This window comes from Corynebacterium striatum ATCC 6940 (assembly GCF_000159135.1).
In the GTDB taxonomy this organism is placed as follows: Bacteria; Actinomycetota; Actinomycetes; order Mycobacteriales; family Mycobacteriaceae; genus Corynebacterium; species Corynebacterium striatum.
The window spans coordinates 16,464-32,973 of record NZ_GG667527.1 but is presented as its reverse complement, the minus strand read 5'-3'; the positions used below and the strand labels follow the sequence as shown (position 1 = coordinate 32,973).

Sequence of the window (16,510 nt, the reverse complement as noted above, 5' to 3'; positions counted from 1 at the left end):
GAGCCAAGGAATGGGACCCAACCAGGAGGACCCAACCAGCCGGGCTCGGAACTACTTGCGGAAGAAGTCCGCCGCGGACTCAAAGAGCAACATGTCGTACTCGCCCGGCACGTTCTTGTACGTCGACGGCGAGATGCGCTCAGAGTGGCCCATCTTGCCCAGGACGCGGCCGTCCTCGGACATGATTCCTTCAAGGGCGAAGAGGCCACCGTTCGGGTTCACAGAGATATCCATCAGCGGGTTGCCTGCAGCGTCCACGTACTGAGTCACTGCGGCAGCCTTGAGGCGCTCCCACTCAGATTCACCAGCGGTGATGCGGCCCTCGCCGTGCGAAATCGGGACGGAGAAGACGTCGCCTTCATTGACCTTGGACAGCCATGGCGAATCGTTGTTGACCACGCGGACGCGGGAGATGCGCGACTGGTGGCGGCCGATGCTGTTGAAGGTCAGGGTCGGGGTCTCAGTGCCTGGCTCGGAGATGGCTCCGAACGGAACCAGGCCGAGCTTGATGAGCGCCTGGAAGCCGTTGCAGATGCCCAGGATGAGGCCGCCGCGCTCGTCGAGGAGGCCCTGCACGCCTGCGGACAGGGACGGGTTGCGCAGGAAGGAGGTGATGAACTTCGCGGAGCCATCCGGCTCGTCACCACCGGAGAAGCCGCCCGGCAGGAAGAGCATCTGCGAGCGGTCCAGTGCAGCCGCCATGCGGTCCACGGACTCAGCAATGTCTTCAGGGGTGCGGTTGCGCACCACGAGAATCTCAGACTCGATACCCGCGCGACGCAGCGCTGCCTCAGAGTCGTACTCGCAGTTGGTGCCCGGGAAGACCGGGATGAGCGCCGTGGCCTTTGCCCCACCGAAGGTCGGGGTGATGGTCCGTGCGACCGTCTCCCCCTTAGCAGCAGCGCCGAGGTCAACAGAGCCAGCCTGCTCCACCGTGGTCGGGTAAATCTCTTCCAGGGTGCCCAAGTAGGCAGCCTCAGCGTCAGCAAAGCTGACCTCCGCGCCGCGGTAGCTGAAGCCGCCAGCGGTGGTGGTACCCAGGGCAGAGCCGGCAACGGGCTCCTGGCCTTCTGCCCACTCGAGGACGAAGGCGCCGTAGGCGTAATCGTAGAGAGGGGCGTCGTCAGCGAAGGCGAAGCCGATGCCCTCACCCAGGCCCATCTTCAGCACGGACTCGGCAGGGCCGCCAAAGCCGGGGGTGTACGCGGAGACGACCTTGCCTGAGCGCAGCAGCTCAGTCACGGTACGGAAGTTCTCCACCAGCGACTCTGGGGTAGGCAGGCCGGCGAGGGCGGTATCGGAGACGTCGGCAAGCGCAGGCGAAAGCAGCGTCACCTGGTGGCCTGCGGCCTTGAAGTGGTTAGGGACCATGTTGCCCGCGTCGTCGTGGCTGACGGCAACCGAGATAACCGTTGGTGGAACGTGCAGCTCTTCGAAGGTTCCGGACATGGAGTCCTTGCCGCCGATCGCGGCGACGCCGAGGCCAAGCTGGGCCTTGATGGTGCCCAGCAGCGCAGCAGTTGGCTTACCCCACGCGGAGGCAGAGTCCATGCGCTCGAAGTACTCCTGGAAGGACAGGTAGGTCTCATCGAAGGAGGCGCCGGTGGCAATCAGCTTGGACACGGACTCCACAACGGCGAGGTAGGCGCCGTGGTACGGGCTGGCCTCGGTGACGTATGGGTTGTAGCCCCAGGACATCACGGAGCAGTTGGTGGTCTCGCCCAGCGCCGGGAGGGTGTTGGCCATTGCCTGGATCGGGGTGGCCTGACGCGTGCCGCCGAAAGGCATGAGCACGGTACCCGCGCCGACGGTGGAGTCGAAGCGCTCGGAGAGGCCTTGCTTGGAGGCAACGTTGAGGTCGGAGGCCATGCCGAGGAAGGACGCGTTGAAGTCCTCCTGGCGCGCCCACTCACGGGACGCGCCGCGCCAATCACCAGCAGGGGCGACGTCAGCGGTGGCGTGCTTGTCCGCGCCGTTGGTGTTGAGGAACTCGCGTGAGAGATCCACGATGGTGGTGCCGCGCCAGTGCATGCGCATGCGGCCAGAGTCAGTGACCTCCGCAACGACCACGGCGTTGAGGTTCTCCTCGTTGGCGAGGGCGATGAGCTTGTCGACGTCGCCTGCCTCAATCACGGTAGCCATGCGCTCCTGGGACTCAGACAGTGCCAGCTCGGTGCCGTCGAGGCCCTCGTACTTCTTTGGGACGGCGTCCAGGTTGATCTCGAGGGAATCAGCCAGCTCGCCCACAGCCACGGCGACGCCGCCGGCGCCGAAGTCGTTGCAGCGCTTGATGAGCTTGGAGAATTCCGGGTTGCGGAACAGACGCTGCAGCTTTCGCTCCTCCGGCGCATTACCCTTCTGCACCTCCGCGCCCGCGGTGGTCAGGGATTCCACGGTATGCGACTTGGAGGAACCGGTGGCTCCGCCGATGCCGTCGCGGCCGGTTGCACCTCCGACCAAGACCACGAGGTCACCTGCGGCCGGCACCTCGCGGCGCACGTTAGCGGCTGGTGCGCCCGCGACAACTGCACCCATCTCGAGGTGCTTGGCCACATAGCCCGGGTGATAGAGCTCGTCGACGAGGCCGGTGGCCAGGCCGATCTGGTTGCCGTAGGAGGAGTTACCGGCAGCGGCTACGCGCGCGATGGTCTTCTGCGGCAGCTTGCCCGGGCGCGTGGTGGTCTCCAGTGGGTTGCCGGAGCCGGAGATGCGCATGGCGCCGTAGACGTAGCCGCGGCCGGACAGCGGGTCACGGATAGCGCCACCGATACAGGTAGCGGCGCCACCGAAAGGCTCGATCTCGGTTGGGTGGTTGTGGGTCTCGTTCTTAAAGAGCAGCAGCCATGGCTCTTCCTTGCCGTCAACGGTGATGGTGACGTGCACGGTGCAGGCATTGATCTCTTCGGAGACGTCCATGGCGTCGAGCTTGCCCGTGGCACGCAGGACCTTGCCCGCGATGGTGCCCATGTCCATCAGGGTCACCGGCTTGGTGCGGCCGATGGACTCGCGGGCTGCGAGGTAGTCCTGGTAAGCAGCCTCGACGGCTGGCTCGTTGAAGGTGATGGAGTCGAGAACCGTCTCAAAAGTGGTGTGGCGGCAGTGATCGGACCAGTAGGTGTCGATTACCTTGAGCTCGGTGATGGTGGGTTCGCGGTCTTCGGAAGCAAAGTAGTTACGAATCAAGGTGGCGTCGTCAGCGTCCATGGCCAGGCCGTGGGATGCGACGAATTCGGGGAGGGCGGCGTCGGAAAGCGCAGTAAAGCCCTCGAGGGTCTCCACGTCAGCGGGCGTGGCCACCTGCAGTGCCAGCGTCTCAGGCAGTTCCAGGGAAGCCTCGCGGGCCTCCACTGGGTTGATGAGGCCTACGCGCATGGCCTCCGGAATGGTGCCCTCGACTGCGTAGACCACAGCGGTGCGAACGCGCGGGCGCTCCTTTTCAAAGAGGAACTGAATGCACTGTGCAGCGGAGTCCGCGCGCTGATCGAATTGACCAGGTAGCGGCTCGACCGCGAGGACCTCGCCGTCGACGCCGGCCTCGTCCAACGTGGAATAGGTTGTGTCTACCTGCGGTTCAGAGAGAACCAGCTGAACCGCGGTGGCGAACTCCTCATCCGTGGTGCCCTCTACGTCATAGCGGTTGAGCAGGCGCACTTTGACGCCGTACTCTTTCGACAATGCCGCGGCATGCCCACCCTCGCGATTTTCCACGTACACGCGCTGAACCATCGTGCCTCCAGTTTTCTTTAAGCTCAAGTTTTAACTCGGTAGTCGACTTAGTGCCCACAGTATTTCCCGCGGGGAACGAAAACCAATTCTATAGGGCGGCGGGTTGGGGGTGGTTCGGTTTGGAGGATTACTGGCACCGAGGCCTCGCGTGGGCACAATTTGCCAAATAGTGCGCCCAAATTTGCTGATTTTCCGGGCTTGCTTGGCAAATTGTGCGCAGTTCGCACGCCCCTGCCCCGCGAAGCCCACGTAAACACCCGATGAACCGCAAGACAAACTTTTTGGGCATGCAGGTAAACCCCCAAGACATCTGGGGGATGAACGCTTGGCAAGCCCGACGCGGTGCCTTAGAAACAAATGGTCATATATCTCCTATTGCAAGGTTTCTCATGCGCTCTCGTTCTCTCCACGCGCTTTCTTTGACCGCGCTCATCTCCACTTTCTCCACTCTCACCGTCCCCGCCCATGCAGCCCCCGCAGGTGATGCCGTGGTCCTTTCTGAGGTTTACGGCGGCGGCGGAAACTCTGGTGCGACCTTTACCCACGACTTCATCGAGCTCTTCAACCCCACCGAAGCCGCGGTCTCGCTGGATGGTTGGTCCGTCGAGTACTTTTCCGCCGGTGGCAACTCGGGCGGCAAGGCTGCTCTCAGCGGCGCGATTCCGGCTGGCAAGCACTACCTGATTCAGGCTGGCCAGGGCAACGGCGGCTCCACGCCACTGCCTACCCCAGACGCGGAGTCCTCCCTGAACCTGTCCGGTTCGAAGGGATCGGTCAAGCTTTACGACGCCTCCGGCAACGAGGTTGACCTCGCCGGTTACGGTTCCGCCCAGCTGGCAGAAGGCACCCCTGCCCCATGCACCTCCAATGCAGAGTCAGTCTCTCGCGATGAGGCGGGCACCGATACCGACGACAACGCTGCCGATTTCCATGTCGGCACGCCAACTCCTACGCCTTCCGGAAACGAACCAACCACGCCCGCTGAGCCAGAGGAACCAACGCAGCCTGCAGACCCCGGCCGCGAGCTAAGCATCGAAGAAATCCAGGGAACCGGCGCTCAGTCTCCGGTTAAAGACCAGAACGTCACGACCAAGGGCGTCGTCACTGGCGTGTGGTCCGAGGGCGGCATCAACGGCTTCACTATCCAGACCGGCGGCACCGGAAACGAGGCTCCTGCTGCTTCCCCGGCGCTGTTTATTTACATGGGTAGCAAGGAAGCCTCTGCTTATCCGCAGCTCGGGGATTCCGTGCAGGTTTCTGGCAAGGTCTCGGAGTTCTTTGACGCCACCCAGCTAACCGCAGATGCCGTCGAGAAGCTCGATGCTCCCCTGCCGGAGGTCACCGCGCTCGAACTGGAGGCCCTGCCGGAAGGCGACGTCGCCCGTGAGGCCTACGAGCACATGCTGGTGCTGCCTGGCACCCACACCGTGACCAACAACTACGCGCTCAACCAGTATGGCGAGGTAGGCCTGGCGCCGGGCACTGAGGCACTCCGCCAGCCGTCGGACCTTTATGACCCGTCGACAGACCCAGACTCCGACTTACAGAAACTCGCCGCTTCCAACGCCGCCAAGCTGGTCACGCTGGACGATGGCCGCACGAAAAACTACCTCGAGTCTGACCAATCCACCCCGCTGCCATATATCGCGCAGGACAACGCGCAGACCATCAAGTCCCTGCGCACCACTGACCAGGTAACTTTCCAGCACCCGGTCATCGTGGGTTACTCCCATGAACAGTGGCGCTACCAGCCCACCGCACCGGTAACGGGCAATACGGCAGGCAGCGATTTGCCGATTACCTGGGAAGACTCCCGCGAAAAGGAACTGCACGCACTCGACGTCGAAGGAGAATACACCATTGGTGCCTTCAACGTATTGAACTACTTCACCTCCCTTGGCGAGGAGTACGGCGGCAGCTCCTACGATGACATGGACGGCAACCCAGTCACCGTCAAGCGCGGCACGACCCGCGGTGCTTATACCGCGGAGGCCTTCGAGAACCAACAGCGCAAGATTGTCGCGGCCGTAAACGGTCTTGATGCCGACGTCATCGCCCTTTCTGAAATCGAAGACGGCTACGGCGTCACCGGCGACAAGTCCAAGCGCGACCAAGCCTTGGCGCACCTGACCGACGAGCTCAACGCGGCCGCTGGTTCCGAGAAGTGGGCCTACGTGGCCTCCCCGGAGAAGCTGCCGGACACCGTGGACGTCATTCGCACCGCGTTCATCTATAAAAGGGAACGCGTCAAACCGGTTGGTGAATCCCGCATCTTCGTCGACGACCGCTTCACTGGAACGGCCCGTGAGCCGCTAGCGCAGGAGTTCGCGCCAGTCGACGCCGCGGATGACGAGACCTTCGTGGCCGTGGCCAATCATTTCAAGTCCAAGGGTTCCGTTGTTAAGGGTGACGCCGACACCGGCGACGGCCAGGGCAACAACCCCAACGTGCGCAAGGCACAGGCCGAAGCCGTTCTTGAGCACCTGGCTAAGCAGCCAGATTGGCAGGACAAGGCCACCTTCGTGATGGGTGACCTCAACACCTATACCCACGGCGATGCCATCGATGTCTTCCGCGACAGCGGCTACACCGTTCCCGCTGAGGACTACCACGCGGATGCCTCCTACCAGTTCTCTGGCCTGTTGGGTTCCCTCGACCACGTCCTGGCAAACGAGGTTGTATCCGGCAAGGTAACCGACGCCCAGGTGTGGAACATCAATGCCGACGAGCCGGTGGCCTTTGAGTACTCTCGCCGCAATTACAACATCGTGGACTTCTACGACGATTCCCCGTTCCGCGCCTCCGACCACGACCCGGTCAAGGTCGGATTCAGCCTGGGCGAGGCGGCCGCTACCCCAGACGAAGAACCAGACACCGACCCAGACAGCAAGCCCGGCACCAACAAAGGCTCCAGCTCCAGTAACGGCTCTAGCTCTGGTTCGAGCACCGGCAGCATCATCGCATTGATCCTTGCGGTTGCCGTCCCCGGCATCGCAATGTTGCTCGGCGGTTCGCTGAAGTTCCTGACACCCCAGCTCATCGACGCCCTGCCACCGCAGGTCCGGGATTTCCTCAAGCTCTAGGCTCCCGGGAGCGTTTCCTCCGGGGCGTCTTCCCCGGAGCGTTTCCCCTTACGCACAATTTGCCAAATAGTGCCCTGAATTAGCGCGGATTCGGCAGTCTAATTGGCAAATTGTGCGCTTTAGCGCGTTCGGTGCACGCTTTTGCGCGTTCGGCGTGCGTTCGGTGCACGCTTGACGTGCAATTCCGCGGGAGGCTTTTAACGCTTCGCCAAAAAGACTCCATAGTCCGCGGGCTGCGCGCCGGCGCTCGCGGCGCGGTCAACCGCCTTGATGAAGTCCGATACCACTTTCCTGTCATTCAGGTTGCGGCCAGAGATGGAAAGACGCACGGTGTTGCCACGCAGCGCGGAGCGCTCAGCTGCGCGAATAATGTTGCGGCGCCACCACTTCGCCGCGCCGAAGCCCTCGCCGAAGGAGAGGTTGCGGGTCTGGTGGAACTTGCCCGAGCGCAACTCGTGGATGCCACGCGTGGAGGCCGCGACATCGAAAGCAAAGTTCGGCAGGACCTCCAAGGTGCCAGGCGACATACGCCAGCGTGGAGGTGCGAAGATGCTCGGCTCGAAGCCCAGCTTGGCCATCTGCCGCGTGGCGCCCTTCAGACGGAGATTGGCCTCGTGCGAGTCGAGGTTAGCGAACTCGGCGCGGCGGCCTTGCACCGCTTGGTCGAAGCCATTCAGGATGAGCAACCTACCCGCGGATTCCTGCTCTTTGAGAAAGCCTAAGGTCTTGTCATCCTTGGCCAGGTGCCAATTGCCGTCGATATGTGGTGCAACCAGCAAAGAGACCGGGATTTCTTCCCGGTCGAGCTCTTTGATGAGGTTACTAGCTTGTTTCCGCGTGTCAGAAAAGATGCTGGAAATCGAAACTAGAAGGTGGCCATGCATAAGTGCAATTATCGCACAGCCACCGCGAGTCCGCGCGGCGAAGAGCTTCTAGGCTTTCAACCCCGTGGCCTTGTTAATGGCCCACGCGTACTCGAAGGCATTCTGGCGCCACTTGTTATAACGCCCTGAAACGCCACCGTGGCCAGCAACCATCTCCGTCTTGAGGAGGAACTGCCCGCCCTTTGCGGTATCACGCAGCTTGGCAATCCATTTCGCTGGTTCCACGTAGAGCACGCGCGTGTCGTTGAGCGAGGTAATCGCCAAAATGTCCGGGTAATTCTGCGCAGTGACGTTCTCGTAAGGCGCATAGGACTTCATGTAGTCATAGACCTCTGGGTCGTGGTACGGGTCGCCCCACTCTTCCCACTCGATAACCGTCAGCGGTAGCTCCGGCTTCAGGACGGAAGTCAGCGGATCCACGAATGGTACAGAAGCCTGGATGGCCGTGAAGCGGTCCGGGGCCATGTTTGCCACCGCGCCCATCAGCAGGCCGCCGGCGGAGCCGCCTTCAGCCACCATCTGATCTGCGGTGGTTACGCCGCGCGCGATGAGGTCATCGGCCACCGCGATGAAGTCGATGAAGGTGTTCTTTTTCTGTAGAAGCTTGCCGTCGTCGTACCAGGTGCGGCCCATTTCGCCGCCGCCGCGGACGTGCGCCATGGCGAAGATCATGCCGCGATCCATCAATGACAGACGGAAGACGGAGAAGTATGGGTCCATGCTGGTCTCATAAGAGCCGTATCCGTAGAGAAGCGTCGGATTAGCTTTGGTGCGGTCAAGATCAGCGCGGTGCACGATGGAGACCGGAATCTGGGTGCCGTCGGAAGCCTGCGTCCACATGCGGTAGGCAACGTAGTCATCCTTGTTGTAACCGCCCGGGACTTCTTGTTCCTTGAGCAAGGTGTACTCGCCAGTCTCAACGCGGTAATCGAAAAGCTGCGAAGGCTGGATGAAGGAGGTGTAGCTCACGCGCAGTACCGGCGCATCCCATTCTGGGTTGCCGCCAACGCTCACGGTGTAGAGCTCTTCGTTGAAGTTTAATTCCTTAAATTCGGACCAACCATGGCGTACATCCATGATTGCGGCACGCCCGATGCCGCCGCGGCGGTAGCCTACGACGACCTGGTCGCGATAGGTATCCACGCCTTCCAGGCGCACATCCTCGCGATGCGGAATCAGCACATCGAGCTCGCGGAGCGGTGCGAGGTCCTCCCCTACGGCCAGCGGCGTGGTGACCAGGGTGAAGTTCGGGCCTGAGGCGTTGTGGGTAACAAACCAATAGGCCTGGCCATCGATCTCGGCATAGTCGACGTCGTAGTCAACGCCTGCTTCGCGCTGCCACAGAACCTGGAATTCGCCTTCCGGGTCCGTGCGATCCAGCACCCAGGTCTCTGAGGTCAGCTTCGACCCGATGACGATGAACAGGTACTTCTCGCTGCGAATACTGCCGACGCCGATATTGAAGTGCTCGTCGGCTTCATGCATGACCTGCACGTCTTCGGACTGCTCAGTTCCCACCTTGTGGCGCCAGACGGTATCTGGGCGCCACGCATCATCGACCGTGGTGTAAAAGATGTAGTCGTCGCCAACCCAGGTCGCACCGTAGAAGATGCCTTCGAGGCGGTCGGAGAGCAGCTCGCCGGTACGCAAGTCCTTGATGACCAGAGAAAAACGCTCGTCGCCAGCGGTATCCACGGAATAAGCCAGAAGGTTGCCGGAGTCAGAGACGGTGGAAGCACCCATCGCGAAGAATTCGGTGCCTTCTGCTAGCTCGTTGGCATCTAGGAGGATTTCCTCGCCCTCAGGCGCGCCTTCTTCTGGAATAACGGGAGCGGTCCACGGGTCAGCACCTTCGGCCACCGGAACGCGGCAGCTAATGCCATAGTTCTTGCCCTCGACAGAGCGGCCGTAATACCAGTACTGGCCCCTGCGCGAAGGCACGGACATATCCGTTTCCTTCACGCGCGACTTTACTTCCTGGAAGATGTTCTCAGTCAGCTCTTTAAGGTGCGCAGTCTCCTGCTCAGTATAAGCATTCTCCGCGCGCAGATAATCGAGCGTTTCTGCGGATTCTTTATCCCGCATCCATTCGTAATCATCCACGAAGCTGCGGCCATGGAACTCGCGGGTGATGGGGTGTTTTGCGGCAATCGGCGGGGTCAATTCAGTCATGCCGCCCCACTTTACGCAATCTGCGGCTAGAAGTAACCTTAGAAGGAGTTTCCCGAAAGACGCTCATAAGCCTCGACGTAGCGAGCACGGGTGGCCTCGACGACGTCGTCAGGCAGGTGCGGCGGTGTGGTGTCAGCAGCCTGATCCCAACCGGACTCCGGGGAGGTCAGCCAGTTACGCACGTACTGCTTGTCAAAGGAAGGCTGTACCTTGCCCTCCTCATAAGTATCGGCTGGCCAGTAGCGGGAGGAATCCGGGGTCAGCACCTCGTCTGCGAGGATGAGGGTGCCGTTTTCATCCATGCCGAACTCGAACTTAGTATCGGCCAGGATGATGCCCTTTTCCTCCGCGATGCGGGCGGCCTCGGAGTAGATGCGCAGGGTGGCAGCGCGCAGCTCTTCCGCGCGCTCTTTGCCCAGCTTGGCGACGACCGCGTCAAAAGACACGTTCTCATCATGCTCGCCCTGCTCCGCCTTAGTGGCCGGAGTAAAGATCGGCTCCGGCAGGCGGGAGGCCTCGGTGAGGCCCTCCGGCAGCTCGATGCCGCAGACAGTGCCGCTTTCCTTATATTCCTTAAGTCCCGAGCCGGTGAGGTAGCCGCGCGCGACGCACTCGAAAGGCAGCATATCCAGCTTCTTGACCACCATGGCGCGGCCCAGCACCTCCTCCGGGATGCGCTCGTCATCGAGCGGGCCAGCGAGGTGATTCGGGAAGTCAATGACGTCGAAGAAGAACTTCGAGGTCGCGGTCAGCACACGACCCTTGTCCGGGATAGCCGGGTCCAGGGAGTGGTCGTAGGCCGAGATGCGGTCGGAGACGACCATCAACAAGGTGTTCTCGTCAACGTCATAAATGTCACGGACCTTGCCTGATGCAAGGTGCTTATAAGAAGAAAGTTCTGGGCGCATGAGTCTTATCCTAATTCGCTTTTAGAGAATCTCGCCTGGGGTATAAGCGGCGGCCTTCGGGTGCTCGCTGACCAGGTTGTTGATGCGGGTGAGAACCTGATTAACCTGGGACTCAGCAGCCCCAATGAAAGCGTGCTTGTCAGCCAATGCGGCCTCAAGATCCGCTGCGTTCATCGGCAGACGTTCATCGGCTGCAAGGCGCTCGACGAGGTCCTGCTCGCCACCGTTTTCACGCATATTGAGTGCAACTGCCACAGCATTTTCCTTGATGACCTCGTGTGCGGTCTCGCGGCCCACGCCAGCGCGCACGGCGGCCATGAGGATGCGGGTGGTGGCCAGGAACGGCAGGTAGCGCTCCAGCTCGCGGTTAATCATGGCAGGGAAAGCACCGAACTCGTCCAGGACGGTCAGGAAAGTCTCAAACTGGCCGTCGAGAGCGAAGAATGCATCCGGAAGTGCCACGCGGCGAACCACGGAGCAGAACACGTCGCCCTCGTTCCACTGCTGGCCAGACAGATCGGCCACCATGGTCAGGTAGCCGCGCAGGATGACCTGGAAACCGCACACACGCTCACAAGAACGAGCATTCATCTTGTGCGGCATTGCAGAAGAACCAACCTGTCCTTCCTTGAAGCCCTCGGTCACGGTCTCGTTGCCGGCCATGAGGCGGATGGTGGTAGCCAGCGAGGACGGACCAGCGCCGAGCTCCACCAGAGCCGAAACTGCGTCAAAGTCGAGGGAGCGTGGGTAGACCTGGCCCACGGAGTTGAAGATGCGGTGGAAGCCCAGGTGATCCGCAATTGCGGTCTCCAGGGAAGCAAGCTTGTCCTCGGAACCGCCCATGAGGTCGAGCATGTCCTGGGAGGTGCCCATCGGGCCCTTGATGCCGCGCAGCGGGTATCGCGCGAGCAGGGACTCCACGCGCTCGATGCCCAGCAGCATTTCATCAGCTGCGGAAGCAAAGCGCTTGCCCAAGGTGGTGGCCTGGGCGGCAACGTTGTGCGAACGACCTGCCATCACCAGTGTCTGGTAATCGGCGGCGTGCTTGCCGATGCGCGCAAGCACAGCAATGGCTTTATCACGGATGAGGCGCAGGGAGGAGTGAATCTGCAGCTGCTCGACGTTCTCCGTGAGGTCGCGGCTGGTCATGCCCTTGTGGATGTGCTCGTAGCCAGCTAGCGCGTTGAACTCCTCGATACGGGCCTTGACGTCGTGGCGCGTGACGCGCTCGCGAGCGGCAATGGACTCGAGGTCAACCTGGTCAATCACGGACTCGTATGCCGAGATAGCTTCGGCGGGGATGTCTACTCCCAGATCCTTCTGCGCGCGCATGACAGCGATCCACAGCTGGCGCTCGAGGATGATCTTGTGCTCCGGGCTCCAAATGTTGGACAACTCAGCGGAAGCATAACGAGAGGACAGGACGTTGGAAATGTTCTTCTTATCAGCCACGGGAAACATTATTCCACGTATAAAGCCCAGCCTGAACCTTTTGGAAGCAAGCTGGGCTATACGGGGGTGCGTTAGAAAAAGCTAGATAGAAATCTCGCCGTCTTCGGCACGCTTTCCGATGTCGCGACGGTAGAAGCTGCCTTCCAGTTTGAGGCCTTCTAGCACCTCGTAGGCGGCAGCTCGTGCCTCGGCGAGCGTGGCGCCCTGGCCCAAGACATTGAGCACGCGGCCGCCGTTGGAGATGACATCGACTTCCTCTTCAACACCTGGCGAGCCTTCGGCTTGCGAGGTGCCCGCGTGGAGAACCTTGTTCGGGTCATCCAGACCTGGGCCAGTGATGACGTCGCCCTTGCGTGGGGAGGCCGGGTAGCCCTCTGCTGCCAGGACGACGGTAACGGCGTAGCCGTCCTTCCACTTCAGCTCGTCCAGCTCCGCGAGCGTGCCAGTAGCGGTGGCGTTCAGCGCCTCCGCCAGCGGGGACTCCAGCATGGACAAAACAGCCTGGGTTTCTGGGTCGCCGAAGCGGCAATTGAACTCAACGACGGCAATGCCTTCCTTGCCCCACGCCAGACCGGCGTAAAGCAAGCCCGAGTACGGGTTGCCGCGCTTGACCATTTCTGCGGCAACCGGCTTGCACACTTCATCCACGATGCGCTGCACGCCGTCGGCAGGCAGCCACGGCAACGGAGTGTATGCACCCATGCCACCGGTATTGGGACCCTCGTCATTGTCGTAGGCGCGCTTGTGGTCCTGTGCCGGCAGCAGCGGGACTACAGTCTCGCCGTCAACGAGACAGAACAGGGAGACCTCAGGGCCGTCGAGGAAAGATTCGAGCAGGACCGGGTTTCCTGCCGCGTGAACCTCGTTCACGTGCTCCTTGGCAGCAGCGCGATCATCGGTGACCACAACACCCTTGCCACCGGCAAGTCCGTCATCCTTGACCACGAAGGGCGGGCCGAAGCGGTCGAGTGCTGCCTCGATTTCGGCGTCGGAAGTGCCCGGCACGAGCTGCTCCGCACGTGCCGTCTTCACGCCAGCTGCATTCATGATGTCCTTGGCAAAAGCCTTGGACCCCTCGATCTGAGCTGCGGACTTGTTGGGGCCAAACACGGCGATGCCGTTGGCACGCAGCTCGTCGGCAACGCCGGCCACAAGCGGCACCTCGGGGCCGACGACGACGAGCTCAGCGTCAATCTTCTTCGCCAGCTGAAGCATCTGAGCTGGGTCATCAACCTTGGAGTACGCAGGGTGCACGGTGGCCAAGTCCGCGAAATTAGGCGAGCCAGGGGCAACGTGAAGTTCGGTGGTCAGTGGATCTGCCTTGAGACCTTTGAGCAGGGCGTGTTCGCGGCCGCCCGAGCCAATTACGAGAATGCGCATGCCGTCTATCTTAACTGGCGGTAGCCTAGTCACCATGTCTTCTGTATTTACCAAGATTATTAATGGCGAACTGCCAGGTCGCTTTGTCTACCGCGATGAAACCTGCGTGGCTTTTTTGTCCATCGAACCGCTGCGCTACGGCCACACCCTCGTGGTACCAGTCGAGGAAGTAGATAAGTGGACTGACCTTGACCCAGCTACGTGGGCGCACCTCAATGCGGTGGCACTGGAAATTGGCGCTGCTATCAAGACCGCTTTTGACACCCCACGCACCGGCTACATCATCGCGGGTTTCGATGTGCCACACACCCACATCCACCTCTTCCCCACCGAGAAGATGGAGGAGTATGACTTCGCCAAGGCTTATGCTGCCGACGCCACCGACCCGGCCGCCATGGATGAGGCAGCAGCCCGCATCCGTCAGCACCTCGGCACTGACGAGGAAGGCCGCCGCTAGGCAGCCAGCGCGGGCAGGCGCAACGTAAACGTTGAGCCTTCGCCCAGCGCAGACTCCACAGAGATCCTGCCTCCGTGTTGTTCCACAAGGGACTTCACAATGGCCAGGCCTAAACCGGAGCCGCCTGTATCGCGGGTACGCGAGGTATCCGCGCGGTAGAAGCGTTCAAAGATGTGGCTGGCATCCTCGGGGGCCATGCCCTTGCCATCATCCGCGACGTCGATAAGCACATCAGTGCCTTTCTCCCCCGCTTCCTCGCGGATGGTGAGCTTGACCTTCGCCTCCTCGCCACCGTGGCGAAGCGCGTTGGAGACCAGGTTGAGCAGCACCTGGTGCAGACGGTCAGGATCACCCTTAACCAGCGGGATATCGGCGGCCTCATTGACCACATCGATCTGGCGACCAGGGAAGGCCGCGCGGGCCGAAGAACCAGCTGAGAGCACTAGCTCAAGCATATCCACGGTGCCCATGTCTAGGCGCGAACCCTCCGCGCGGGTCAACGCGAGGAGATCCTCAACCAGCAGGGACATGCGCTTGGACTCATCATCAATCTTGGAAAAGACCATGTCCACGTCCTGCGTGGCGCCGGAGCGATACAACTCGGTGTAGCCACGCAAACTGGTAAGCGGGGTGCGCAACTCGTGGGAGGCATCGCCCACGAAGCGGCGCATCTGTTCCTCTTTCTCCTGCGCCTGCACCACGGAACGCTGCAGCTGCCCCAGCATGATGTTGAGGGCGGCCGAAAGCTGGCCCACCTCGGTGTGTAGCGGCCAATCCGGGACACGCTTGTCGAGGTCTCCCGCCGCAATCTGCGAGGCAGTTTTCTCCACCACTCGCAATGGGCGCAGCGCGCGGCGGATGAACCACATACCGACTACAGCGATGATGCCCATGACCACCGCTGTAATGATGATCTGCACGATCGCGAGACCGCGCAGCATGATCGTCTCACGGGTCAGGTCTTTGGCCACGATGGTGACCGTGCCGTTTTGCTTGATGGCCACGGCACGCCACTTGGTTTCAGAATCTCCCACTGAATTGATGGTTGCCGGCTCGTCATCGATATAGAGCTTCTTGGCGTCCGGCATGCTGGCATTGGGGCCGGTGTAGAGAATGGTTCCGTCCGGCAGATAGGACAAAACAACGTATTCCGTCGGTGGACGCCGGGAGTAGTCGCCCGCGTAGGAATCGTTGCTCAGGTTGCGAACCCAGCCATTGGTGGCCTCTTTGAGCTGCTCGTCCACGTTCGCGTACATGACGTCAGTCATGATCGAGGAAACAGCCAACGAGGAACCGGCAAGACCCAGACCAGAGACCAAGACCATGAGCACGAGCAACCAAGTGCGCAAAGGCATCGCCTTGGGTCGCTGCACGCGGCGTCGCTTAGCAGGCTCGCCGACGGGAACCGCAGCGCCCGTAGTTACCACCGCTTCAGGCGAATCAAGCGGTACCTTTGGTGCCGCGGAATCAGAAGTGCTCATTAGGTTTTAGTTTCTCGGACTTTGAGGACGCTTAGGAGCGCGGCATACGCAGCACATAGCCGACACCGCGGACGGTGTGGATGAGCTGGGTATCCCCGGTATCGATCTTGCGGCGCAGGTAGGAAATATAAGATTCGACGACGTTGCCGTCACCACCGAAGTCGTAGTGCCACACGTTGTCCAGAATCTTGGACTTGGAAAGCACGACTTCCTTGTTCTGCATCAGGTAGCGCAAAAGGTTGAACTCTGTGGGCGAAAGCTCGACGATCTCGCCGCCCTTGGTGACCTCGTGGGTGTCATCGTTGAGGGTCAGATCCGCATAGGAGATGGTGGCGTCATTGTTAACGTCGTCCACGTTGGCGCCGCGGCGCAGGATGACGCGCAGGCGGGTGATGACCTCTTCTAGGCTAAATGGCTTGGTCACATAGTCATCGGCGCCGATGGTCAGGCCGTGGATGCGCTGATCCACGCTGTCCTTGGCGGTCAGGTAAAGGACCGGGCCGTCGAGGCCTTCCTGGCGCAGCTTGCCTAGGAGCTCGAAGCCATCCATGCCGGGCATCATGACGTCCATGATGTAGGCGTCGGGGTTGACTTCGCGGGCCACGCGCAGCGCCTCGGTGCCTGAGTTAGCACTAAATACTTCGAATCCCTGGAACTTCAGGGATACGGTGAGTAACTCCACGATATTTGGCTCATCGTCAACGACGAGGACTTTTACTTCTTTACTATCGTCCATTGTTTCTTGTAACTTCCTTAAGCGGCTGCGTTTGGCAGATGTTGGGAGATTGCGGATTAAATGTTTCTCTCTTGAGCTTCTTTTAGATAATGGCACCTCGTCATCCAAGGGCACTGAAGAGACTCTGGACGCAACCTGTGAACCTCCAGGCTAGCTATTTTCCCTAAGTCAAGCAGAATCCTTTTCTAGGCCTTAGTATTTCGACTTATGACTGACTCCCCGGCCAACTCG

Annotated in this window: 10 protein-coding genes; 2 read left to right on the top strand and 8 right to left on the bottom strand. The window is 61.0% G+C overall.

The annotated features are described in order from the left end of the window. Positions 1-51: 51 nt before the first annotated feature. Positions 52-3,753, bottom strand: a complete 3,702-nt coding sequence (locus HMPREF0308_RS10220) for a phosphoribosylformylglycinamidine synthase (RefSeq protein WP_211205702.1) — start codon at positions 3,751-3,753, stop codon at positions 52-54. A gap of 362 nt (positions 3,754-4,115) precedes the next feature. Here HMPREF0308_RS10220 and HMPREF0308_RS10215 point away from each other — a divergent pair, with 362 nt between their 5' ends. After that, positions 4,116-6,809 carry an ExeM/NucH family extracellular endonuclease gene (locus tag HMPREF0308_RS10215; RefSeq protein ID WP_034657461.1) on the top strand — a complete coding sequence of 898 codons (2,694 nt, stop codon included), beginning with the start codon at positions 4,116-4,118 and terminating at the stop codon, positions 6,807-6,809. Positions 6,810-7,006: 197 nt separating this feature from the next. Here HMPREF0308_RS10215 and HMPREF0308_RS10210 read toward each other — a convergent pair whose 3' ends face one another. The 5 genes from HMPREF0308_RS10210 to purD form a co-directional block, all read right to left on the bottom strand. Continuing rightward, entirely contained in the window at positions 7,007-7,693 is a 687-nt protein-coding gene (locus tag HMPREF0308_RS10210) for a DUF2334 domain-containing protein (RefSeq protein WP_005531329.1), read from the bottom strand. Positions 7,694-7,741: 48 nt separating this feature from the next. Beyond that, positions 7,742-9,865, bottom strand: a complete 2,124-nt coding sequence (locus HMPREF0308_RS10205; protein WP_005531326.1) for a S9 family peptidase — start codon at positions 9,863-9,865, stop codon at positions 7,742-7,744. Between the two features lie 38 nt (positions 9,866-9,903). Beyond that, positions 9,904-10,773 carry a phosphoribosylaminoimidazolesuccinocarboxamide synthase gene (locus HMPREF0308_RS10200; protein WP_005531325.1) on the bottom strand — a complete coding sequence of 290 codons (870 nt, stop codon included), beginning with the start codon at positions 10,771-10,773 and terminating at the stop codon, positions 9,904-9,906. 21 nt (positions 10,774-10,794) lie between these two features. Further along, entirely contained in the window at positions 10,795-12,234 is a 1,440-nt protein-coding gene (gene purB / locus HMPREF0308_RS10195) for an adenylosuccinate lyase (RefSeq protein ID WP_005531323.1), read from the bottom strand. Positions 12,235-12,306: 72 nt separating this feature from the next. Beyond that, complete coding sequence (gene purD, locus HMPREF0308_RS10190; RefSeq protein WP_034657460.1) at positions 12,307-13,605, bottom strand: phosphoribosylamine--glycine ligase; 1,299 nt, start codon at positions 13,603-13,605, stop codon at positions 12,307-12,309. Positions 13,606-13,639: 34 nt separating this feature from the next. On the opposite strand from purD, the gene HMPREF0308_RS10185 reads away from it, so the two are divergent. After that, a complete protein-coding gene (locus tag HMPREF0308_RS10185; RefSeq protein ID WP_005531319.1) occupies positions 13,640-14,062 on the top strand; it encodes an HIT family protein in 423 nt (140 codons plus the stop codon). On the opposite strand, the gene HMPREF0308_RS10180 is transcribed toward HMPREF0308_RS10185, so the two are convergent. Both HMPREF0308_RS10180 and HMPREF0308_RS10175 read right to left on the bottom strand, forming a co-directional pair. Further along, entirely contained in the window at positions 14,059-15,417 is a 1,359-nt protein-coding gene (locus HMPREF0308_RS10180) for a sensor histidine kinase (protein WP_005531317.1), read from the bottom strand. The genes HMPREF0308_RS10185 and HMPREF0308_RS10180 overlap by 4 nt on opposite strands. A 157-nt stretch (positions 15,418-15,574) precedes the next feature. Continuing rightward, positions 15,575-16,279: a response regulator transcription factor gene (locus HMPREF0308_RS10175; RefSeq protein ID WP_005531315.1), complete on the bottom strand. Its 705-nt coding sequence runs from the start codon at positions 16,277-16,279 to the stop codon at positions 15,575-15,577. Positions 16,280-16,510 lie beyond the last annotated feature (231 nt).